This window comes from Selenomonas sp. FC4001 (assembly GCF_000701565.1).
GTDB classification, from domain to species: domain Bacteria; phylum Bacillota; class Negativicutes; order Selenomonadales; family Selenomonadaceae; genus Selenomonas_A; species Selenomonas_A ruminantium_B.
Map to the genome: position 1 here is coordinate 22,340 of NZ_JNJF01000010.1, position 21,315 is coordinate 43,654.

At 50.6% G+C, this 21,315-nt stretch carries 21 protein-coding genes; 16 read left to right on the forward strand and 5 right to left on the reverse strand.

The window, feature by feature from the left end; translation table 11 throughout:
- Positions 1 to 22 precede the first annotated feature (22 nt).
- Complete coding sequence (locus T320_RS04510) at positions 23 to 2,005, forward strand: TonB-dependent receptor plug domain-containing protein (protein WP_231465846.1); 1,983 nt, start codon at positions 23 to 25, stop codon at positions 2,003 to 2,005.
- 91 nt (positions 2,006 to 2,096) lie between these two features.
- On the opposite strand, the gene T320_RS04515 is transcribed toward T320_RS04510, so the two are convergent.
- Together T320_RS04515 and T320_RS04520 are read right to left on the reverse strand one after the other, a co-directional pair.
- Entirely contained in the window at positions 2,097 to 2,405 is a 309-nt protein-coding gene (locus T320_RS04515; RefSeq protein WP_026759797.1) for a hypothetical protein, read from the reverse strand.
- Positions 2,406 to 2,499: 94 nt separating this feature from the next.
- Positions 2,500 to 2,826: a helix-turn-helix domain-containing protein gene (locus tag T320_RS04520; protein WP_037353420.1), complete on the reverse strand. Its 327-nt coding sequence runs from the start codon at positions 2,824 to 2,826 to the stop codon at positions 2,500 to 2,502.
- Positions 2,827 to 3,241: 415 nt separating this feature from the next.
- On the opposite strand from T320_RS04520, the gene glpA reads away from it, so the two are divergent.
- The 6 genes from glpA to T320_RS04550 all read left to right on the forward strand — a co-directional run bounded on the left by glpA (position 3,242) and on the right by T320_RS04550 (position 10,076).
- On the forward strand, positions 3,242 to 4,852 hold the full coding sequence (glpA, locus tag T320_RS04525) for an anaerobic glycerol-3-phosphate dehydrogenase subunit GlpA (RefSeq protein ID WP_037353423.1): 1,611 nt from the start codon (positions 3,242 to 3,244) through the stop codon (positions 4,850 to 4,852).
- On the forward strand, positions 4,849 to 6,093 hold the full coding sequence (gene glpB / locus T320_RS04530; RefSeq protein WP_037353426.1) for an anaerobic glycerol-3-phosphate dehydrogenase subunit GlpB: 1,245 nt from the start codon (positions 4,849 to 4,851) through the stop codon (positions 6,091 to 6,093). Before glpA ends, glpB begins: the two co-directional genes overlap by 4 nt.
- An 18-nt stretch (positions 6,094 to 6,111) precedes the next feature.
- On the forward strand, positions 6,112 to 7,344 hold the full coding sequence (locus T320_RS04535; protein ID WP_231465847.1) for an anaerobic glycerol-3-phosphate dehydrogenase subunit C: 1,233 nt from the start codon (positions 6,112 to 6,114) through the stop codon (positions 7,342 to 7,344).
- A 27-nt stretch (positions 7,345 to 7,371) separates the two neighbouring features.
- Complete coding sequence (locus T320_RS04540) at positions 7,372 to 7,680, forward strand: PTS sugar transporter subunit IIB (protein WP_026759802.1); 309 nt, start codon at positions 7,372 to 7,374, stop codon at positions 7,678 to 7,680.
- Between the two features lie 62 nt (positions 7,681 to 7,742).
- Positions 7,743 to 9,242 carry a glycerol kinase GlpK gene (glpK, locus tag T320_RS04545; RefSeq protein ID WP_026759803.1) on the forward strand — a complete coding sequence of 500 codons (1,500 nt, stop codon included), beginning with the start codon at positions 7,743 to 7,745 and terminating at the stop codon, positions 9,240 to 9,242.
- A gap of 93 nt (positions 9,243 to 9,335) precedes the next feature.
- Positions 9,336 to 10,076 (forward strand): MIP/aquaporin family protein, encoded by a 741-nt coding sequence (locus T320_RS04550; RefSeq protein WP_026759804.1) that lies wholly within the window; start codon positions 9,336 to 9,338, stop codon positions 10,074 to 10,076.
- Positions 10,077 to 10,177: 101 nt separating this feature from the next.
- Here the strand turns inward: T320_RS04550 and T320_RS04555 are convergent, their stop codons facing one another.
- Complete coding sequence (locus tag T320_RS04555) at positions 10,178 to 10,921, reverse strand: hypothetical protein (protein WP_037353429.1); 744 nt, start codon at positions 10,919 to 10,921, stop codon at positions 10,178 to 10,180.
- Between the two features lie 156 nt (positions 10,922 to 11,077).
- On the opposite strand from T320_RS04555, the gene T320_RS04560 reads away from it, so the two are divergent.
- The 7 genes from T320_RS04560 (at position 11,078) to ychF (ending at position 19,031) form a co-directional block, all read left to right on the forward strand.
- Entirely contained in the window at positions 11,078 to 11,770 is a 693-nt protein-coding gene (locus T320_RS04560) for a hypothetical protein (protein ID WP_037353432.1), read from the forward strand.
- A gap of 41 nt (positions 11,771 to 11,811) precedes the next feature.
- On the forward strand, positions 11,812 to 13,308 hold the full coding sequence (locus tag T320_RS04565; protein WP_037353606.1) for a flotillin family protein: 1,497 nt from the start codon (positions 11,812 to 11,814) through the stop codon (positions 13,306 to 13,308).
- Between the two features lie 236 nt (positions 13,309 to 13,544).
- The gene (gene glpK / locus T320_RS04570; RefSeq protein WP_037353435.1) at positions 13,545 to 15,041 is read left to right on the forward strand and encodes a glycerol kinase GlpK; all 1,497 of its coding nucleotides are present in this window, start codon (positions 13,545 to 13,547) and stop codon (positions 15,039 to 15,041) included.
- Positions 15,042 to 15,423: 382 nt separating this feature from the next.
- Positions 15,424 to 15,864 carry a ribose 5-phosphate isomerase B gene (rpiB, locus tag T320_RS04575; protein ID WP_026759815.1) on the forward strand — a complete coding sequence of 147 codons (441 nt, stop codon included), beginning with the start codon at positions 15,424 to 15,426 and terminating at the stop codon, positions 15,862 to 15,864.
- An 81-nt stretch (positions 15,865 to 15,945) separates the two neighbouring features.
- Complete coding sequence (gene glyA / locus T320_RS04580; RefSeq protein ID WP_037353438.1) at positions 15,946 to 17,199, forward strand: serine hydroxymethyltransferase; 1,254 nt, start codon at positions 15,946 to 15,948, stop codon at positions 17,197 to 17,199.
- Between the two features lie 13 nt (positions 17,200 to 17,212).
- Positions 17,213 to 17,851: a uracil phosphoribosyltransferase gene (gene upp, locus T320_RS04585; RefSeq protein ID WP_026759817.1), complete on the forward strand. Its 639-nt coding sequence runs from the start codon at positions 17,213 to 17,215 to the stop codon at positions 17,849 to 17,851.
- Positions 17,852 to 17,924: 73 nt separating this feature from the next.
- Positions 17,925 to 19,031, forward strand: a complete 1,107-nt coding sequence (ychF, locus tag T320_RS04590) for a redox-regulated ATPase YchF (RefSeq protein WP_026759818.1) — start codon at positions 17,925 to 17,927, stop codon at positions 19,029 to 19,031.
- Between the two features lie 21 nt (positions 19,032 to 19,052).
- On the opposite strand, the gene T320_RS04595 is transcribed toward ychF, so the two are convergent.
- Complete coding sequence (locus T320_RS04595) at positions 19,053 to 19,847, reverse strand: carbon-nitrogen family hydrolase (protein WP_037353439.1); 795 nt, start codon at positions 19,845 to 19,847, stop codon at positions 19,053 to 19,055.
- Positions 19,848 to 19,881: 34 nt separating this feature from the next.
- Here T320_RS04595 and T320_RS04600 point away from each other — a divergent pair, with 34 nt between their 5' ends.
- On the forward strand, positions 19,882 to 20,082 hold the full coding sequence (locus T320_RS04600) for a DUF951 domain-containing protein (RefSeq protein ID WP_026759820.1): 201 nt from the start codon (positions 19,882 to 19,884) through the stop codon (positions 20,080 to 20,082).
- Here T320_RS04600 and T320_RS04605 read toward each other — a convergent pair.
- Positions 20,067 to 20,393: a hypothetical protein gene (locus T320_RS04605; protein ID WP_026759821.1), complete on the reverse strand. Its 327-nt coding sequence runs from the start codon at positions 20,391 to 20,393 to the stop codon at positions 20,067 to 20,069. The genes T320_RS04600 and T320_RS04605 overlap by 16 nt on opposite strands.
- A gap of 133 nt (positions 20,394 to 20,526) precedes the next feature.
- Between T320_RS04605 and T320_RS04610 the strand changes: the two genes are divergently transcribed.
- Positions 20,527 to 21,312, forward strand: coding sequence for a response regulator (locus tag T320_RS04610; protein WP_037353442.1), 786 nt, complete (start codon positions 20,527 to 20,529; stop codon positions 21,310 to 21,312).
- The last annotated feature ends 3 nt before the right edge of the window (positions 21,313 to 21,315 follow it).

Below are 21,315 nucleotides of genomic sequence, written 5' to 3' on the forward strand. Positions count from 1 at the left end.
AGAGAATGTAGTTTTTAGAGAGATGATGATTTTGCAGAATAAAAAAATATGGTCACAGCAGATTGCTTTGGGGGTGACGGCGGTAATGCTATCTGGCAGCTATTCTTTGGCGGAGGCTGCTGACAAACAGATAGTGACGGAAAATCTCGGTGATGTGGTGGTAACGGCAACACGCAGCCACAAACGGGAAGTAGATACTCCGGCAGCTACGGAAGTCATTACGGCGCAGGAAATCAGGGAATCTGGCAGCAAGACGGCGGCGGAAGTATTAGAAAAAGCAGATGGCGTGGCATATGGTGCTTTTGGCCATAACGGAGCAGCTATGGGTACTATGTCTAATGAAATCAATATCCGCGGCGTGGACAATGGTACACTGGTACTTATGAATGGTAACCCCATTTCCTGGCGTGGCAAGTATGATTTGTCTGCGATTCCTGCCGATACGATTGAACGTATTGAACTGGTTAAGGGCAGCGGCTCGGTACTTTACGGTAGTGAGGCCATGGCCGGTGTGGTAAATATCATTACCAAGAAAAAAGCAGCCAATATGGTAACGGTGGGAATTGGGAGTTCCGGGCAGCATCATTATGCTTTAAATGTAGGGGATGACCGATTGGTTATTCATGGTGACTTCAGCGAATGGAAGCATGGTGTGGACGTCAGCAGGTCAGATGTTGGTACTGCGGGGCATACGCGTACGAATCTGAATAATGTCAAGAAACAATCCATAGGGATAAGCTACGCCATAACCAAGAACCTGGATTTCTTGTATAATCATTTTGAGACTGAGTCTACATATGATCGTTGGCTTACGGATGTAGTCAAACCTGCGGATGCGGCAAAGGTGGGGACACTCTTCAACAGCCGTACGTACGAAACACAGCGTCATATTACCCAACTTAATTATCATGACAAAAAATGGAAAGCTAGTCTGTATTGGAATGATGGTACAGTAGAATCACATGGGCCGACTAGCTGGACTTCGGCATTGAAAAAGACTACAGGCACGGGTAGATTTTACAACACCAGAGAGAGAAATGTGACCTATGGTCTGGACGTGCAGCGCCGTTGGCAGCTTTCTCCGCGCACCAAATGGATTGGTGGCTTGAGCCTGCAGAGGGAAAGGTACCAGAAACTCTATGCGCACAGTACTGCGAAAGCAGAAGACTATTCTCGCAATAATTGGGCCGTATTTGCCCAGCTGGAGCAAAAATTTGATGATAAAAACACAGGGATTTTTGGCATACGTCAGACGTGGACAACAGGTGCATGGCGTAGCCAGAATTATCATAATTTCAGTGCTTCGGGGCAGTGGCTGCATAAAATGGACAAGGCGAATAACCTCTATGTTAACATTAGTCAGTCGTTTATCATGCCGACATTTTCCCAAATGTATGGAGCTACGGACGCAGGAGTTCCCAATCCGGACTTAAAGCCGCAAAAAGGTGTAAATTATGAGATTGGCTGGAAACAAAATCATCATAATCATGCTTGGAAATTGGCATTGTTCCATATGGATATTGCCGATAACATCAGCGCAAAATGGATTTCAGGCCGCAGCCAATATACCTATGAAAATGAAGACTTTCGCAATACTGGTGTGGAATTAGCTTGCGATATCAAAAGCAATAATACATTGTCTTATCATTGGGGAATCACCTGGCAGAATCCACAGGTAAAGAGCACGAAGAAAGACTACTGGGACAGAAAATTTGGCAGGTTGCAGTTGACTGGTGGCGTTACCTATAAAAAGGGTAAATTGATTTCAAATCTTTCCGGGTCGTATCTTTGCGAACGGGTACAGACACCGTCCAGTGAACACTCGTTTGAGACAAAGCCATATTTCCTTACCAGCTGGCATACCAGTTATAAGCCGGATGCTGTCCAAGAAATTACGCTGACCGTAAATAATGTGTTAAATCGCCATGATGTAATTTCACATTCAGCATCAACCTATTATGATGCTCCGGCAAGTTACATGCTGAATTATACATGTAAATTTTAAAATGGAAAAAGAACAAGTGTAAATAAATCTTTGAGGATACAAAACGAGGTCGTTGCACGTTTCATGCAACGACCTCGCTTTGTATGCGTTACTACTCGACTTCGACGCCGTGTTTTCTGCATTCGTTGAAGAAGAAAACGGCATTGGTGTCCTTGGGATTTTCGCTCCAGAATTTGATAAGTTTCTTGGCCATATCGTACTTCTCCTGCATGAAGGGCAGGAGGTTTTCGGCGGTTACAGGGCCACCGACGGTCATAAACACATCAATGTTATGGCTGAGGGTTTCAAGCATTTCCTCGGTACATTCATTCTTCGCCAGAGCTTCAGCAAAGCGTATACCCTGTTCCACATCATCAGCGTAGCCACGCTTTAACAGCCAGACGGCGATTTGTTTTTCCATGGAAGTCCCTCCCTTTTTCGCTATGTGTTAGACTTATTCGCTATCGGGTTGGGAATTTCCTGCCTGCTGGCAGGGAATATATTCGTGTTATGAATTACTTGTCGGCCAGTAACAGTTTTAAGGCAATTTGCTTCTCTGTCGGCAGGTTTTGCAACAGTTTTAACAGTTGCGGGTCAATGCCGGCTGTTTCAGAAGCAGGAGGCTCGTCCGTATCCATTTTATCCGCCAGATTGTTGAGGTCTTCAATGCGGATGTTCAGAGCCCCACAGATTTTCAACACGTTGTCCATGGCAGCACCGCCAATGGAGCCATTGAGAATGGACAACAAAGTAGTGTAAGGCATATTGATTAACTTGGCGAAGTCTTTCATGGTGTAACCATGGGACTTAATCAAAGCCTTGATGTAATCCTCTCTGTTCATTGTAACTAATCCCTTCCTCATCCCATAAATAACTAGTTATTATTGTACAAGTAAATCGCGAAAAAGAAAAGACCTCAGGCAGGAAAACTACGAAAAAAATTCTCAATAAGAAAAACGATGAAAAATAATAAATAAAAATCATATTTCGTATTGACTAGTATGGAATTTTGTAGTAGTATAAGCATGTAAACGAAATATAGTATTTATGACGGGCACAAAAACGAAATTCCCTTTTTGTGAGAAAATATCGAAACGACTAACGATATGGAGAAGGGATTCGCGCCCTAAAAAAATGTACTTTTTATGATTGAAAATTTATTATTACCCAAATTGTCTATAAATTTACAATCATAGAAATAAATAATCGCTTAGGCGGTTAAAAATGTGTGTTATTCCGGAGAGGATGAGATTTACGATGGAAAAAGCAACGGTCGTTGTTATTGGCGGCGGGGCTACTGGCGTAGGCATTCTGCGCGACCTTTCCATGCGCGGGGTAGATACGCTGCTGGTGGAAAAATGCGACCTGGTAAATGGTGCCAGTTCCCGCTATCATGGTTTGCTGCACAGCGGTGGCCGCTATGCGGTGAAAGACCAGGAGGCAGCCAAGGAGTGCATTATCGAAAATCAGATTTTGCGAAAGATTGGCAAGTCCTGTGTAGAGACGACCGGGGGGATGTTCGTAAGACTCAACATTGATGACCCGGATTACGAAGAAGCCTGGGTAAAGGGTTGTGCGGAGAGTGGAATTGAAGCCAAGCCGATTACCTTGGAAGAAGCCTTTCGGCTGGAGCCGCTGCTCTCGAAAAATGTGCAGTCGGCATATCTGGTACCAGATGCCGCCATCGACGGTTTCCGCATGAGCTGGCAGAATGTAGAATCTGCCAAACGCTATGGCGGACGCAGCTTGACCTACCGCGAGGTCATCGGGATTGAACAGGCTAATGGCGAGCTTAAAGGCGTGAAAGTACGAAATACCATCACCGGTGAGGAAGAAATCATCGAATGTGAAGTCGCCATCAATGCGGCCGGTGGCTGGGCTGGCAAGGTTGCCGCTCTGGCAGGCCTCGAAGTTGGTGTTCAGCCGGATAAGGGCACGCTCTTAGCCTTCAACCAGCGCATTACCAATCACGTAGTCAACCGTCTGCACAAATCTTCCGATGGTGATATCTTCGTGCCGCATGGTTCCATCACCATTCTGGGTACTTCTTCCATGAGTATTCCCGATGCGGAAGATACCAGCACTTCCCGCGCGGAAGTGGAAAACCTGCTATCTATCGGTGAAAAGACCTTTGAGCATCTGCGGGATTACCGCATGCTTCGCGCCTTTGCCGGTTCCCGTCCGCTCTATATACCGCCAGGAGGAGCAGTCGGACGCAGTGCTTCCCGCGGCTTTGCCATCGTTGACCATGAGGATGACGGCCTCAAGGGAATGTTCACCATCGTGGGCGGCAAGTTCACCACCTACCGGCTCATGGCTGAAAAGATGGCCGACAGGGTTTGTGCAAAGCTCGGCAACACGGAAAAATGCCGTACCGCCGAAGAACCGCTGGTTCCGGAGGTCAGCGAGGATGCCAAGAAGGCAGCCCGCAAGTACTTCCCGGCTTATGGTACGAATCTGGCCGCAACCCGCTTAGGCCCCGAACGTTTCGCCAAGGTCGTAAAACGCTTGGAAGAAGCGCCGGAGAAACGGGAACTCGTTTGCGAATGCGAAAACGTAACGCTGGCTGAATTTGAAGAAATTGCGCAGGAAGAATCCTGCTATCAGATTAATGATATTCGCCGCCGTACCCGAGTGGGTATGGGCACCTGCCAGGGCAACTTCTGTGCCCTGCGCTCCGCCGGCCTGTTTGCTAAATACGGCAAGCACGAACGGGCGGCAGAAACACTTACTCGCATGAAGGAATTTTTGCAGGGCCGCTGGAAGGGCATCCGTCCGGTGCTCGTCGGCAGAACCCTGCGGGAAACACAGATGACTCGGGCTTTATATGAACTGTCCTTTCATGTGAATGGAGGCAAAAAGGAATGAAACATGCGGATACCCTGGTAATTGGCAGCGGCTTTGCCGGCCTGATGGCGGCTTTGGTCAGTGCCAATCAGAGAAAAAAAGTGACCTTGCTAACCTGCGGGTCAGGTTCACTTTCCTTAAATAGCGGCGTAATTGATGTGCTGGGCTATGATGAGAAGCACAATTATGTAGAATGTCCCAAAGAGGCCATCAAGAGCCTGCCGGCTGAACATCCCTATAGCAAAATCGGGATGGAAACGGTGGAAAAAGCCGTGAACTTCTTCCTGGACTTCACCCGGGATTACGGCTTCCCCTATCGTGGTTCTCTGGACCATCAGCTGCTGGTTCCCACCGCTGTGGGCACCATGAAGCCGACCTGCCTGGCACCTCATTGCCTCGATGGCACCAGCCTCCATGGTGAGGAACATATCGTCATCGTAGGCATCAAGGGACTCAAGGATTTCTATGGCAATATCCTGCAGGATAACCTCCAGCAGTCCTTAAATGGCCAGACCAAGTTCCCGGTAGTGGAAGTGGAAACGCCGCTTCTGGGCGGCCGCGACATCACCACCATTGATGTGGCCCGCTGGCTGGATACGCAGGAAGGCCGCGATTCCTTTGCTTCGCAGCTTCGTCCTTATGTTCAGTCTGATAACACGGTGTTCCTGGTTCCGCAGGTACTCGGCACGAAAGGTCAGGAATGTGCCGCCTATATCCATGAGAAATTAGGCGCTGAAGTTTTGGAAACCACCTGCCTGCCGCCATCTGTCAACGGCCTGCGTCTGCAGAAGATGCTGAAACAAGCCCTGAAGGATATGAACGTGGAAATTGTGGAAAATACCAAAGTTCTCCGGGCGGTAAGCGATGGCAAAAAGGTTACGGGAGTTGTAGCTGAAGCTTCGATTCGCGAAAAGACCTATTATGCAGATAAGTTCATTCTAGCTACCGGCGGCCTCTACAGCGGCGGCATCACGGTGCGGGAATTTGAACATCCGCAGGAAATGATTTTTGATTTGCCTGTATATATTGAATCCGGCGAGGAAAACTGGAGCAATGCAGAACTGTTCTCTGCAAAACCTCAGGGCTTTGCCAAGACCGGCGTGCGCACGGACACGAGCCTGCGCCCTGTAGATGCTAATAACGAGCTCGTCTATGAGAATGTCTATGTGGTTGGCAGCAATCTGGGTGGTTATGATTTCTGCTTTGAACATTCCGGCAACGGTGTGGCGTTAGCTTCGGCCTACAAAGCCGCATTGATGTGAGGAAGGGAGACTTTGGCGATGAGCGATATTAGTAAGAAAATAGAAGAAATGGAATCGGCTCTCTCGACTGCTGACCATTGCCTGTCCTGCACATCCTGCATGTCCAGCTGCCCGGTGATGGAAGCAGAAAAGAGCTACCGTGGCCCGAAACTTGTGGGCCCGGCCCACAGCCGCATGCATTTTTCGCAGGATGATTTTGAAGACAGTCTGGACTTCTGCTCCAACTGTAAGAGCTGCGATAGAGCCTGCCCCTCCGGGGTAGCGGTATCCACGCTGAATATGCTGCAGCGGGCCAAGTATTATGAAACGCATGAGCATTCCCAGCGGGATGATATGCTGGCTCATGGTGAGCGCATGGCAAAACTTGTCCGCTCTCTGCCCTTTGGTGCAACCTTTGCCAACTTAGGCATGAGCATCGGCAAGAGCCTGGGCGTGTTCTCGGCTATGGGCATAGCCGGTGAGCGCAGCATGCCGGCTTACGCTTCGGAAAGTTTTATGCAGCTTTTCAAGGGAATCAAGCAGCCCAAGAGCGACAAAAAGGTGGTGTTCTTCCCCGGCTGCTTCATCAACGACAACGAACCGCAGGTGGGTGTGGCCTTTGTCAAGGTCATGAATGCCAACGGCTATGAAGTCCTCGTGGATGAGAAGTTCAACTGCTGTGGCTCGCCGCTGGTGGTTACGGGGTATCTCGATGAGGCTCACGAACACGCAGATAACAATGTGTCCCGCATTTTGGAATGGAAGGAAAAAGGCATCCCCGTGGTTGCCTGCTGCACCAGTTGTTCGCTGATGCTCAAACAGGAATATCACGAGTTATTTAATGAAGAAAAGATGCACGAAGCGGGCGAAAACGTCTATGACGCTTTTGAATTCCTGGAGATTCTCGCCGATAAGGGGCAGCTCAATACAAACTTTAAGCAGGTCGGGGAAAAACTCATGTATCACGTTCCCTGCCACCTCAAGAGTCAGGGCTTCGGTGTTCCGGCCGCCAAGATTTTGGCGCAGGTTCCCGGGGTTACGGTAGAACAGGCTGATGCCGGTTGCTGCGGCATGAGCGGTAACTACGGCTTCAAGGGAGATAAATACGAAATCTCCATGAAGATTGGTGAAAAACTGTTCAACCGGATTAAGGAATCTGCTAGTGACGAAGTCATCTGTGACTGCGGCACCTGCAGACTACAGATCCAACATGGTACGCAGGCCAAAACCTGCCATCCCGTTGAGATATTAGCCAAGGCTTATGGGAAATAACCCATAGTTAAGGAAGGAGGATTTTCGATGATTCGGAGAATTGTACTGATTTGTTCTGCCGGTGTGTCCACCAATATGCTGGTGCGCCGCATGGAGCATGAGGCAGCAAGACTGGGGTATCCTTGCTCGGTGACTTTCTATCCTATTCAGGAAGTCAAGGAAGCAGCCCAGTTCGCTGATGTAATGCTTCTGGCTCCCCAGTCCGCATTTGAACTGCCGGAGATTCAGGTCAAGTATCCCAATGTCAAATCAGCGGTCATTCCCAAGGATTTGTATGCCAGCATTGACTCGGTAAAAATCCTGGACCTGGCACAGAAAATTGCCGGGGATTATTAAGAATTATCTAAATCTTAATTTGAGTCTTAATTGACTTCACAAGAAAGAAGAGGGGTTTCACAATGGCAAAGAACTATGTAATGGCTTTGGATGCAGGTACGACGAGCAATCGCGCAATCATTTTCGACAAGAACTCGAAGATTGTCGGCGTTTCCCAGAAGGAATTTACCCAGTACTTCCCGGAACCGGGCTGGGTTGAGCATGATGCTGATGAAATCTGGAGCTCCATGACCACGGTTATGAAAGAAGCTCTTGAACAGTCTGGTCTCGTAGCCAGCGATATCGCTGCTATCGGTATCACCAACCAGCGCGAAACTACGGTTGTATGGGATAAGAACACGGGCCGTCCTGTGTACAATGCTATCGTTTGGCAGTCCCGCCAGACGGCTCCCATTGCTGAAGACCTGAAGAAAAAAGGCCTTGTGGATGAGGTTAAGGACAAGACTGGTCTTCTGATTGACGCTTATTTCTCCGCTACGAAAATCAAATGGATTCTCGACAAGGTGGAAGGTGCCCGCGAAAAGGCAGAAAAGGGCGACCTGCTCTTTGGTACCATTGACACCTGGCTGATTTGGAAACTCACGGGCGGCAAGGCTCATGTGACGGATTACTCCAACGCTTCCCGTACGATGCTCTACAACATCAACGAACTCAAATGGGATGACGCACTCCTTGGTTATCTCGATGTTCCTAAATGCATGCTGCCGGAAGTTAAACCGTCTTCCTGCGTATACGGCGAAACCATTCCGTCCATCCTTGGTGCGCCGATTCCTGTTGCTGGCGCTGCTGGTGACCAGCAGGCAGCTCTCTTCGGCCAGAACTGCTTCGAACCGGGCATGGCTAAGAACACCTACGGCACTGGCTGCTTCATGCTCATGAACACCGGTACGGAAATTCACAAATCCAAGAACGGCCTCGTAACGACCATCGCTTGGGGCCTGGATGGCAAAGTTGAATACGCTCTGGAAGGTTCCATCTTCGTAGCTGGTTCCGCTATCCAGTGGCTCCGTGACGGCGTCCGCATGGTAGACTCCGCTCCGGACTCCGAATGGGTTGCCAAGAAGGTGAAAGACAACGGCGGCGTTTATGTAGTACCTGCTTTCGTAGGTCTGGGCGCTCCGTACTGGGATATGAATGCCCGCGGTGCTATCATCGGCATCACTCGCGGCACGACGAAAGCCCATATCGTTCGTGCAACCCTCGAATCCCTGGCTTATCAGACCCGCGACGTTCTGGAAGCTATGGAAGCTGATTCCGGCGAAAAACTCTCCGCTCTCAAAGTTGACGGCGGTGCTGTTGCTAACAATCTGCTCATGCAGTTCCAGGCTGACCTCCTCGGCGTTCCTGTTGACCGTCCGCAGATTACGGAAACCACGGCTCTCGGCGCAGCTTACCTCGCTGGTCTTGCTGTTGGCGTTTGGACGAACAAAGAAGAACTCAAGAGCAGCTGGAAACTGGATTCCCGCTTTGAATCCCAGATGGAAAAAGAAGAATCCGATCGCCTCTACAAAGGCTGGCGTAAAGCTGTTAAACACTCCATGCATTGGCTGGATGAAGAGTAATTCAAGAGAGGCTTGTTGAGATAGTTTAGCCGGGCGGTTCGTCCGTCCGGCTGCTATACAGCTATAATCTATTTATAAGAAAGAGGGATAATCATGGTAACAGGTACGGAAAACTTGTTCGGCGAGTTCATGGGCACGATGGTCCTGCTCGTCTTTGGTTGCGGCGTTTGTGCAAATATGACGCTGACCAAATCCAAAGGCCAGGGTGGCGGCTGGATTTGCATAGGCTTCGGATGGGCATTTGCCGTTACTCTCGGTGTATTCACGGCTACGACGCTGGGCGCGCCTCAGGGGGATCTGAACCCGGCTGTTACGTTGGCTAAGATGATGGCTGGTATTTATACCTTCAACCAGTTCGTGATGACTTCTATCGTACAGATTCTCGGTGGTATCGTTGGTGCTGCTATCGTATGGCTGGCATACCTGCCGCATTGGGCTGAAACCGAAGATCCGGCTGCTAAGCTCGGCGTATTCTCCACGGGCCCGGCTATCCGCAATCCGGCTGCTAACTTCCTCTGCGAAGCTATCGCTACGTTCTTCCTGATGTTCGTCATCTGGATGATTTTCTCCAAACCGGTTGGCACGCTCGTTCCGGGCTATGGCCCCTACATCGTTGGTATCTTGATTCTGGCTCTTGGTCTTTCCCTGGGTGGCCCCACGGGTTATGCCATGAACCCCGCCCGTGACCTTGGTCCGCGCATTGCCCATGCAATCCTGCCGATTGCTGGCAAAGGCAGCTCCGATTGGGGTTACGCTTGGATTCCTGTTGTTGCTCCTCTGTGCGGTGCACTGGTAGCTTATCTCGTTGCTTCCAGCTGCGGCGTTCTTGGATAAAAAATCTCCTAAGTTCATTTTTCCCCTAAAGATTCCATAACAACAAATACGCTGCGGTCATGAGAAATTCTCATGACCGCAGCGTATTTTAGTAGGAAAAATTATTTCGATTCCGGCATTTGCAGATAGTCATTGCCGTCTTCGCCGAAGAGGTATTCACCAGAGAAGAATTTGATGGGGATGGCGGTAAGCAGGCCACCGAGCAGGAACATGAAAGTTGTGGGAATCAAAACAGTATAGCGTATAGCTTCGTAGAAGGTCTGGCCACTGGCAATTTCCTTGGACAGAAGCTGCCAGAGAAGCGCGGTGCTGCCCAGTCCTTCAACCAGACTGATGAACAGAATCATATTCACAGTACTGGGGGTAGCAATTCCGCGCGTCAGGGCTGCTACGATAACGGAGCCGACGATTATAAGAGCCGTGCACCAAACGATGAAGCGAAGGTAATTCTTGCGCAGGGCAAGAATCTTAAAATATTTGCGATTCACATAGATAGAAGCAACAAACCATAAAACCAGAGCAGCGGCACCAAGTATGTTGCTGAAGATGTTCATCAGAATCATGCTGACAAATACACAGGGCAGTAAGCGCAGCAGATAGTGCAAAACCTTATTCTTATAATAAATGTAGAGACTGACGACAATCAGACTGAGCGAGACAACGACCTGCAGCAGAGCTGCGGGCTTAAGAAAAGTCCGGATGGATAAATCTGTGGAAAATAAAGTGTACTGGAAAAAGAAATTGACGAGAGCAAAGACCGCCAGGAATGAAATAAACTTGTTGCAGCGGCTTTGTTCTTTAGGAGAAAAATCGTTTTGGTCTAAACATGCTTTTACTGTACTCATATAAACCTCCTGAAAATGAAAATAACATGAAAACAATGAGAGTATAACAAGCTTAGATTAAAGTTTGCTTAAATTGCTACAATTCTAATACAAATTTAATAAATTTATCGTAGCATAATTATTGTCCGATGAAACAGGATATGGAGAGCGATAACTATGGATAGTCAGGACTTCAAAAAACGCTGTGAATATGAACTGCTGCGGGAGAATATGGCAGAGCTGTTTCAAAAATATGAGACGGGAGCCTTAAACTCCAGCGCTGCCTATGGGGAGTCTGGAAATCTGCTGGAATATGACAAGCATTGTGCAGAAGGGCTTTTTTTGAGGTTCTATGCCCTGCGGCATCTGGTGAAGCCGGAGCAGAAGAATCCAGATTTCTTTGCCCATGAAGACCGGGCGGAGGTTAAAATCCTGCGGCAGCTAATGACGGCAGAGCTTCATTATTACCTGCTGGATAAGCAGGCGATATTGGACCGTGTCAGCAAGGAATTTTACGGCTATCTCCATGCATTTTATGCGGCGGATAATTATCTGGCGATGGTGCAGAAAATCAGCCTGTTTGAGGGAATCTGCATAGGAAGCAAGCTTCCTATGGATGCGCACTGCCTGAGGTTTGTCCAGCCTTACCTCAACTATATAATCGGCATGGCCGGTAATATGACGGCAGCGGAAGCCGGACGGTTCCATAGCATCTTTGCCAAAATCAGCGGGATTATGGCAGAAAAAGCCCGGGAACTGTCGGAGCGGCAGGCGTCGCTCCGGGAGATTGAGTTCAGCGTACTGGAAAAAGAGCTGGACGGTATTTTACAGGACATTCAATCGCCAAAGCGGATTGAACATAAATTATAGATTTCCTTAAAGAAAGGGTGTTGATTTTGGTATTTTATTTGATGTTGGTTGGTCTTTTGGCCTTTATCGTTATGGCGATTGCCCTTACCTGTTGGGTAAAGGCACCGCCCGATGTCGCGTTTATTCTCTCCGGCTGGCGGGCTAAGCCGCGCATGCTCGTGGGCCAGGGCGGCGTGAAGGTGCCGCTTCTGGAACGGGTTGACCGTTTGTATCTCGGTCAGATGACGGTGGATATCCGCACTCAGCAGAGTGTGCCCACCAATGACTTTATCAACGTCAAGGTGGATGCCGTGGCTAAGGTTTCCGTGGATGATTCCGATGAAGCTCGCTTGCTGGCTTCCAAGAACTTCCTGAACCTCACGCCGGAACTCATCGCCGACCAGCTGCGTGATTCTCTCGAAGGCAATATGCGTGAGATTGTGGGCACCTTGTCCTTGAAGGAAATCAGCACCAACCGCGATTCGTTCTCGGAACAGGTTAAGGCTGCCGCTGCACAGGATATGGAACGCTTGGGTATCAAGGTGATTTCCTGCAACATTCAGAACATCACCGATGAGACGGGCCTCATCACGGATTTGGGTGCGGACAACACGGCCCGGATTCGCAAGGACGCTTCCATTGCCAAGGCTTTGGCTGACCGGGATGTCAGCGTAAAACAGGCCGAGGCCATGAAAGAAGCCAATGATGCCAAAGTCAAGGCGGAACTGGAAATTGCCCAGCGTCAGAATGAGCTGGCCATCCGCAAGGCAGAGCTCAAGCGGGAATCCGACATCAAGCAGGCAGAGGCCGATGCGGCTTATGCCATTCAGGAACAGGAACAGCGCAAGGCCATCGAGACGGCCACGGTGGATGCGGAAATCGCCAAGGCCAACCGCGAAGAAGCTCTGCGCAAACAGCAGGTAGCTGTCCGCGAGCAGGAACTGGCGGCAGAGGTTCAGAAGAAAGCGGATGCGGAAAAGTACAACATCAGCAAGCAGGCTGAAGCTGAACTGGCCAAGCGCCAACGCGAATCCGAAGCAAAACTCTACGAACAGCAGAGAGATGCCGAAGCCCAGAAAGCCCAGGCCGAGGCTAAGAAATATGCCATGGAGCAGGAAGCTGCCGGTATCACCGCCAAGGCGCAGGCCGAAGCCGAAGCCATCCGCTTGAAAGGTGAAGCAGAAGCAGCCGCCATGGACAAGAAAGCCGAAGCGCTCAAGAAGTACGGCAAGGCCGCAATGGCACAGATGGCCATTGAAATTTTGCCCAAGGTTGCCGCTGAAGTGGCTAAGCCATTAGGCACCATCGACAAGGTCACGATTTTTGGCGGTGGCAATGGCAGCGGCATGTCCTCCATGAGCGACAACGTGCCCCTGGTCATGGCCAAAACCATTCAGACCATCAAAGAAGCCACCGGCGTAGACATCGCCGAAATCATGCGGGCGGAATCCTATGACGCCAGAACGACGAAGAATATCAACGTCGCCGGCATGACGGAAAAAGAAGCCCGGGAAGCAGTAGCCACTGCCACCATGGCCGAAGCCATCCCTGCAAAATAAGCAGAAATAAAAGCCATATACAGAAAAATACAGTTAATACAATAAATAAGTAAGACCTAAGAGTCCGGTATCCCCTTTTCCACAGCGTTTGGCAAGACTGTTTGAGCGTAGGGAAAGGGGATACCGGACTTCGTCTTGTCATAACGATGTATGCACGGTCTTTCTATTGCGCAACGAAACTACTTATTATATACTATTCCTAGTGATTTAATGGAATGAAGGAAGGGATTTTCTCAATGAGTGAAAAGTATGTTTTGGCGCTGGATTCGGGTACGATTAAAAACCGCGCAGTTATTTTCAACTCTAAGGGCGAAATGGTTTCCTATGCGGAAAAGAAAATCAGCGTGAACAAGCCGCACAAAGGCTGGGTGGAGCAGGACCCGGATGAAATTTGGAGCACGCAGCTCTGGACGGCTAAGGAAGCTATTCAGCTGGCGAAGATTTCCCATCGGGACATTGCAGGCATCGGTGTCACCAACCAGCGGGAGACGACCATTGTCTGGAACAAGAATACGGGCCGTCCCATTTATCCGGCTATCAGCTGGGAATCCCAGCAGACGGAAGACATCTGCAAACGTCTGGTTAATGCTGGCTTGCAGGAGGAAATCAAACAGAAGACCTCGCTGGTTATCAATCCCTATTTCTCGGCTACAAAACTCTGCTGGATTTTGGAAAATGTGCTGGGCGCCAAGGAGATGGCAGAAAACGGCGAACTGCTGTTCGGTACGGTGGATACCTGGCTCATGTGGAAACTCAGCGGCGGGGAGATTTTTGCTACGGATTATTCCAATGCTTCCCGTACCATGATGTTCAATCTGCGCAATCTGGACTGGGATGATGATATTCTGGAACATCTGGGTATTCCTCGCAAGATGCTGCCGGAAGTGTGCCCTTCCAGTCATGTTTACGGCGAGACGGATGCGGCGGTTATCGGCTCCCGTATTCCCATTGCGGGCTGCATCGGCAACCAGCAGGCGGATTTGTTCGGCGAAGCCTGCTTCAAGAAGGGCATGGCCAAGAATACTTATGGCGAAGGCTCCTTCTTCCTGATGAATGCGGGCAAGAAGTACCACAGCTCGAAGAACGGCCTGATTACTACGATTGCCTGGGGCATTGGCAAGGAAATCACCTATGCATTGGAAGGCAGTGTGTTGGTGTCCGGTGCCACTTTGAAATGGGTCAAGGAAGGTCTGGGGCTTATCGATTCCCTGTCGGATTCCGAGTGGCTGGCCAAGCAGGTGCCGGATGCGGACGGCGTTTATTTCGTTCCCGCCTTCCGCGGCCTGTCGGCGCCGTACTGGGATATGGAAACCAGCGGCATGATTATCGGCATCAACGAGGATACCCAGCGTGCCCATATCGTGCGGGCGGCTTTGGAAGCGCTGGCTTATCAGGTGCGTGATGTATATGAATCCGTTGTCTCGGATACGGGCATGGATATCAAGAGTCTGCATGTGGATGGCGGTGCCAGCCAGAACCATGCGCTAATGCAGTTCCAGGCTGACCTCCTGAATATCCCGGTAATCCGTCCTTACGTGGCGGAAACCACGGCGCTGGGTGCTGCCTTTATGGCAGGTCTGGCCACCGGCGTATGGGAAAGCGTGGATGAGCTCAAGAAACTCTGGCGGGAAGGCATGCGCTTTAAGCCGTCCATGAGTGAGCGGGGCCGTGCGACCCTCTACGATGGGTGGCAGGAAGCTGTTTCCCGCGTAATGGGCTGGCCTAACAAATAAAAAGTTATTACGATGCGTGGGGCTGGCGGTTTGCCACCGCTCAGCTCTTGCTGTCGCAGGTGAAGTGCAAAAAAGAAAAAAGTAACTACGAGTGGGGCGGGCATCCCTGCCGAAAGCGAAGCGTTTTGCCTAAGGGCGTCCGAAAAGGATTTTTGCTTACCTTAGTGTTATCGGGAAAAGTCTACTGTTTGAGCGCAGCGAGTTTTGACTTTTCCCGATACTTAATGGAAGAGCAAAAATCCTTTTCAGCCCGCAGGCAAGAGCTGAGCGTCGGCAGGGCTGCCCGCCCCACGAAGGCAATTATTACCTGTTAATTTTGGGTAGGATTTTTTCGCTTATTGTGCTAAAATGTACTTTAGTATGTATGAAAGGCGGGAATTTCATGAAAATAACGATTGGCAGCGATCACGGCGCTGTCCAGCTCAAAGAAGAAGTCAAGATGGTTCTGAAGGAATACGGCGACGTTGAGGTAAAAGATGTCGGCACCTTTGGTACCGATTCTGTTGATTACCCGGATATTGCCGAAAAGGTTTGCGGTGATGTTGTAAGCGGTAATGCCGACCGCGGCATTGTGCTCTGCGGCACCGGCATTGGCATTTCCATTGCCGCCAACAAAATCAAGGGCATCCGCTGCGCACTCTGCAATGATGTGTTCTCGGCCAAGATGAGCCGTCAGCACAATGATGCCAACGTGTTGGCCATGGGTGGCCGGGTCTTGGGCTTTGGCCCTGCCGGGGAAATCGTCCGGGCCTTCGTGGAAGGCAAGTTTGAAGGCGGCCGCCATGAACGCCGGGTAAATAAAATCATGGCTCTGGAAAAATAAGCAAGATTAAAGCAAGTAAGGTAGTGAAAGTCAGGTAAAGTTTTTTGGTCCGAGCCACAGTGGCTCAAAGGAGGCAACCACATGAATCTTATGGAAGTTCTGCAGCAGTCGGATCCGGATGTAGCAAAGCATGTAGGCAGTGAGCTGAACCGCCAGCGGGAAAAGCTGGAGCTTATCGCGTCGGAAAACATTGTAAGCAAAGCTGTGCTGGCAGCTCAGGGCAGCGTGCTTACCAATAAGTATGCGGAAGGTTATCCCGGCAAGCGTTATTATGGCGGCTGCGAATTCGTGGATGAAGTGGAGACTCTGGCTATTGAGCGGGCCAAGAAACTCTTTGGTGCAGAGTATGCCAATGTGCAGCCTCACTCCGGTGCTCAGGCCAATATGGCCGTGTTCTTTGCCCTTTTGCAGCCCGGTGATACGGTGATGGGCATGAACCTCAACGATGGCGGTCATCTGACGCATGGTTCCCCGGTCAATATGTCCGGTAAGTATTTCAAGATTGTGCCCTATGGCGTGGACAAGGAAACGGAAACCATCGACTATGATGCGCTGGAGGCGCAGGCTAAGGAATGCAAGCCGAAACTGATTGTGGCAGGCGCTTCTGCCTATGCCCGCACGCTTGATTTCCCGCGACTGGCGGAAATTGCGCAAGGTGTTGGCGCCTATCTGATGGTGGATATCGCGCATATTGCCGGCCTTGTGGCGGCAGGTGAACACCCCAGCCCCATTCCCTACGCGGATGTGGTGACGACCACCACCCACAAGACCCTGCGCGGCCCGCGCGGCGGCATGATTCTCTGTAAAGATGCAGAGTTCGGCAAGCAGTTCAACAAGGCGGTATTCCCCGGCATTCAGGGCGGTCCCTTGATGCACGTTATCGCGGCTAAGGCTGTGGCTTTGGGTGAAGCGTTGAAACCGGAGTTCAAGGAATACGCCAAGCAGGTCATTAAAAATGCGGCAGTGCTGGCGAAAACCTTGCAGGAGGAAGGCTTCCGTATTGTGTCCGGCGGTACGGACAACCATCTGATGCTCGTAGACCTTACGAACAAGGGAATTACGGGCAAGGTGGCGCAGACGGTGCTCGACGAAGTGAACATCACCGCCAACCGCAACACCATTCCCTTCGAGCCACTGTCTCCCTTTGTGACCAGCGGCCTGCGTTTGGGAACGCCTGCCCTCACTACCCGTGGCTTTAAGGAAGCCGATTTGCAGGAAGTCGGCAAAATCATCGCTCTGGTTCTGAGCGATGTGGAAAATGAGGAAAAGAAAGCAGAAGCACGTAAGCGGGTAGCCGCCCTGTGCAAAAAATACCCGCTTTATGCCGGTATGTAAAAGGAGAAAGAAAATGTCTGATAAGCTTAATGTAAATGTAATTGACCATCCCCTGATTCAGCATAAACTCACCATGATGCGCCAGAAGGACACGGGCACGAAGGATTTCCGCGAACTTCTCGAAGAAATCGCCATGCTCATGACCTATGAAATCACCCGGGATTTCCCGCTGAAAGACATTGAAATTGAAACCCCGGTGTCCAAGTGCACGGCCAAAGTGCTGGCTGGCAAGAAGGTGGGCGTTGTGCCTATCCTGCGCGCAGGCTTGGGCATGCTGAACGGTGTGGTTAACATGATTCCCGCTGCCCGCGTTGGTCACGTGGGTATGTACCGTGACCCCAAGACCTTGAAGCCGGTAGAATACTATTGCAAGCTGCCCGGTGATGTGGAAGAACGCACGCTGATTGTGGTTGACCCCATGCTGGCCACGGGTGGCAGTGCTTCCGCAGCCCTGACCCTCTTGAAGGAAAAAGGCGCAACCAGCCTGACGCTCATGTGCCTCGTGGCTGCTCCCGAAGGCATCAAGGTTATCAACGAAGACCATCCCGATGTGCCGGTTTATGTAGCCGCTGTTGATGAAAAACTCAACGAAAAGGGCTATATCGTACCGGGCCTCGGCGATGCCGGTGACCGTATTTTCGGTACGCTGTAAGAAGAAGTAAGAGAGCCTTCTCCTTGAGGAGAAGGTGTCAGCCGACAGGCTGACGGATGAGGTGTTTTAGAAATTGAGTAATTTAGAAGTCGGCATTGTGGGCCTGCCCAACGTAGGCAAGAGCACCCTCTTTAATGCCATCACTAAGGCCGGAGCAGAAGCGGCCAACTTCCCCTTCTGCACCATCGAACCCAATGTAGGCGTGGTAGCCGTTCCCGATGAACGACTGAATGTCCTGCATAAGATGTATGATTCCAAGAAGACGACTCCGGCTTCCGTCCGTTTCGTGGACATTGCGGGCCTTGTAAAGGGCGCTGCCAACGGCGAAGGCCTCGGCAACAAGTTCCTCGAACACATTCGTCAGGTAGATGCTGTGGCTCATGTGGTGCGTTGCTTTGACGATGCCAACATCACCCATGTGGAAGGTGGCGTTGACCCGCTGCGCGATATCGACATCATTCAGACGGAATTGTGCCTGGCTGACCTCGAAGTTGTGGAAAAGCGCATCATGCGTCTGGCTAAGATTGCCAAGTCCGGCAATAAGGAAGCCAAGGTGGAAGATGAAATCCTGCGCCGTATCAAGGAAAGCCTCGACAATGGCAAACCGGCCCGTCAGGTGGAACTCACCGCAGACGAGCTTGAAATGATTAAGGACATTAACCTGCTGACATTGAAGCCGACTCTCTATGTCACGAACGTGGCTGAGGATGAAGTGGCTACGGCTTATGAGGAAAATGCCTATGTGCAGAAGGTCAAGGAATTTGCCAAGGCTGAAAACGCTGAGGTTGTGGCTATCTCTGCGCGCGTAGAAGCGGAAATCGCTGAACTCGATGCCGAAGAAGCCAAGGCATTCTTGGAGGATTTGGGCGAAACGGAAAGCGGTCTGGACAGACTCATCAAAGCTGCTTTTGACCTCTTAGGTCTGCAGACATTCCTGACCGCCGGCCCGGATGAATGTCGTGCCTGGACGATTACCAAGGGCACCACGGCACCGAAGGCCGCCGGCAAGATTCACACGGACTTTGAGCGCGGCTTTATCCGCGCCGAAATCGTCAACTACGATGACCTCGTGGCCAACGGCAGTGTAGCTGCTGCCCGCGAAAAAGGTCAGGTTCGCGTGGAAGGCAAGGACTATGTGATGCAGGACGGCGACGTAGTAAACTTCCGTTTCAACGTATAAAAGCATAAGAAAAAACTCCCATTAGTTGGGAGTTTTTTTATAAAGTTCCGGCCGTCTGTCGCCGAATATATCCATTGTCTCTTTGATTTGGGCCTGTATGGGCAGCCGCAAGTTGCCCTGAAGGATTTCTTCATCTTCCCCGGCTTCCGCCAGGATTTCTCCCCAGGGGTCGATGATGGCGGAGTGGCCTGCCAGCTGTTCCTCACTGCCGTCGATACCTGCTTCGTTGCAGGCAACGACAAAGACCTGATTCTCAATGGCCCGTGCCCGAATCAGGGTCTGCCAGTGGATGAGCCGCTTCAAAGGCCAGGCGGCGGGGAGGAAGAGTACCTGCGTGTCCTCCAGTGCCAGTTTCCGTGCGGCCTCGGGAAAGCGGATATCATAGCAGACTAAGATGCCGCATTTCACGCCGTCCAACGTGAAGGTCACGAGGTTGTCCCCGGCGGTGAAATCTTCGTGTTCCCCGCTGGGGGAGAACAGATGGGTTTTGTGGTAGGTGGCCAGCATGCGCCCATTGCGGTCGAATATGTAGCTGGTGTTAAAGACTTTATCGCCAATGGCGTTGGCCACGGTACCGCCGACCACATTGACCTGATATTTTTGGGCGATAGCAGCAAGCGCCTGCCGGGTCTCCTGCCCATCGGCATCGGCATAGGAGAGCACAGGCTTTGGATAGAAACCCAGCCGCCAGAGCTCCGGCAATAGCAGGACATCCGGCCGCGCCTTCATGGCCTGAGCGGCCAGACGGTAGAGAGCGGCGGTATTTCTTTCCGGTGCACCGAGCGTCACCTGCATTTGCAAAACTGCGACCTTCATAACAGTACCTCATTACTCAGGAAAGGAACGAAACATGGAAAAGATAACCTATGAACTGGGCGATATTGTTCGTCTGAAAAAGAAACACCCCTGTGGCAGTTTCAACTGGGAAATCCTGCGGGTTGGCATGGACTTCCGCCTGAAATGCCAGGGGTGCGGCCATCTTATTCTCATTCCCCGCACCAAATTTGAAAAGATGGTCAAGGGAAAAGTGGAAAATCAGCCGAAGAACTGATAGTAGAGGTTAATCAGGAACAGGGCCACAGCCAGACCGATGGAACCCATGCTGGCGGCATTGACATAAGCCTTGATTTTTTCCGAGAAGTTCCCGTGACGGTAGAGATAAGTCAGCGTCAGAGAAAGCGTCAGCAAGAAGTACATGGCCCGATTGGTGTTATCGAAATGCTCCCAGCCCACGAAGGTCAGGACGAAGGTGATGGCAATCATAATCAGCAGCAGATAATCTTTGCCTTCCTTGTACTTCGGTTCCTGTTTCACTGCTTTGGGATGCAGCTTGTTCTGCAATTTCTTGTATTGTTTGGACATACTTATAGCTCCTATCTAATGGAATAATATAAAACCTGCTCTTAGTATACCATAGAGCAGGTTTTTTGGCTATTGTGGCGAAGTAAGAAAACAGAGTGACGCAATTAAAAAGTGAAGGGGAGGGCAGACCGTCATGCAGAAAAAAGTCCTGCTGATTCATAAAGGCAAGTCCTTTATGCTCAATACCATTGTAAAAAATCTGGTGGATGATGGCTATGAAGTAGTGGAAGCGGCACCGGAGATGGAAGAAATTGCCGCCCATAAGGGGGAAACGGAACTCATACTCATGTATCTGGGGGATTATGTGGATGATGCTGCCGGTGCTTTGGTATATTTGAAGGATATCTGCACCGAGGAAGATAAGCTCTTGGTACTCGTGGGCACAGCTACGGAAATCGAAACCGTGAACAAATCCATTCCTGCGGCATTGGTGGCGGCTACCGTGGAACGTCCTTTTGATATGAAGAAACTGGTGGAACAGCTGGACTGGCTGCTGTCCGCTAATGATGACTTAGCCCGGAGAAAAAATATTTTGTTGGTGGATGATGACAGCACTTTTCTAAAGATGGTCAAAGACTGGCTTTCTACGAAATACCGCGTGACCATTGTGACCTCCGGCGCCCAGGCGCTTATGTACATTGCCGACAACAGGCCGGACTTAATCCTGCTCGACTATGAAATGCCGGTGACCTCGGGGCCGCAGGTGTTGGAGATGATTCGTAGCGAAACCAAGGTGGATTCCATTCCCGTGATTTTCCTTACGGGCAAGGGAGATAGGGAAAGCGTCATGAAGGTCCTGGCCTTGAAGCCTGACGGTTATCTCCTGAAATCCATGGACCGGCCGAAGCTGATTGCCGCCATTGATGATTTCTTCGAGAAGCGGAAGTATCAGAAACTCCACGACAATAACATCCAGTAAGCC

Excerpts from the sequence above, each read along its gene's own strand:
- T320_RS04510 (WP_231465846.1), top strand. The coding sequence starts at position 23 with ATGATGATTTTGCAGAATAAAAAAATATGGTCACAGCAGATTGCTTTG.
- T320_RS04515 (WP_026759797.1), bottom strand. The coding sequence starts at position 2,405 with ATGGAAAAACAAATCGCCGTCTGGCTGTTAAAGCGTGGCTACGCTGAT.
- T320_RS04520 (WP_037353420.1), bottom strand. The coding sequence starts at position 2,826 with ATGAACAGAGAGGATTACATCAAGGCTTTGATTAAGTCCCATGGTTAC.
- glpA (WP_037353423.1), top strand. The coding sequence starts at position 3,242 with ATGGAAAAAGCAACGGTCGTTGTTATTGGCGGCGGGGCTACTGGCGTA.
- glpB (WP_037353426.1), top strand. The coding sequence starts at position 4,849 with ATGAAACATGCGGATACCCTGGTAATTGGCAGCGGCTTTGCCGGCCTG.
- T320_RS04535 (WP_231465847.1), top strand. The coding sequence starts at position 6,112 with ATGAGCGATATTAGTAAGAAAATAGAAGAAATGGAATCGGCTCTCTCG.
- T320_RS04540 (WP_026759802.1), top strand. The coding sequence starts at position 7,372 with ATGATTCGGAGAATTGTACTGATTTGTTCTGCCGGTGTGTCCACCAAT.
- glpK (WP_026759803.1), top strand. The coding sequence starts at position 7,743 with ATGGCAAAGAACTATGTAATGGCTTTGGATGCAGGTACGACGAGCAAT.
- T320_RS04550 (WP_026759804.1), top strand. The coding sequence starts at position 9,336 with ATGGTAACAGGTACGGAAAACTTGTTCGGCGAGTTCATGGGCACGATG.
- T320_RS04555 (WP_037353429.1), bottom strand. The coding sequence starts at position 10,921 with ATGAGTACAGTAAAAGCATGTTTAGACCAAAACGATTTTTCTCCTAAA.
- T320_RS04560 (WP_037353432.1), top strand. The coding sequence starts at position 11,078 with ATGGATAGTCAGGACTTCAAAAAACGCTGTGAATATGAACTGCTGCGG.
- T320_RS04565 (WP_037353606.1), top strand. The coding sequence starts at position 11,812 with ATGTTGGTTGGTCTTTTGGCCTTTATCGTTATGGCGATTGCCCTTACC.
- glpK (WP_037353435.1), top strand. The coding sequence starts at position 13,545 with ATGAGTGAAAAGTATGTTTTGGCGCTGGATTCGGGTACGATTAAAAAC.
- rpiB (WP_026759815.1), top strand. The coding sequence starts at position 15,424 with ATGAAAATAACGATTGGCAGCGATCACGGCGCTGTCCAGCTCAAAGAA.
- glyA (WP_037353438.1), top strand. The coding sequence starts at position 15,946 with ATGAATCTTATGGAAGTTCTGCAGCAGTCGGATCCGGATGTAGCAAAG.
- upp (WP_026759817.1), top strand. The coding sequence starts at position 17,213 with ATGTCTGATAAGCTTAATGTAAATGTAATTGACCATCCCCTGATTCAG.
- T320_RS04595 (WP_037353439.1), bottom strand. The coding sequence starts at position 19,847 with ATGAAGGTCGCAGTTTTGCAAATGCAGGTGACGCTCGGTGCACCGGAA.
- T320_RS04600 (WP_026759820.1), top strand. The coding sequence starts at position 19,882 with ATGGAAAAGATAACCTATGAACTGGGCGATATTGTTCGTCTGAAAAAG.
- T320_RS04605 (WP_026759821.1), bottom strand. The coding sequence starts at position 20,393 with ATGTCCAAACAATACAAGAAATTGCAGAACAAGCTGCATCCCAAAGCA.
- T320_RS04610 (WP_037353442.1), top strand. The coding sequence starts at position 20,527 with ATGCAGAAAAAAGTCCTGCTGATTCATAAAGGCAAGTCCTTTATGCTC.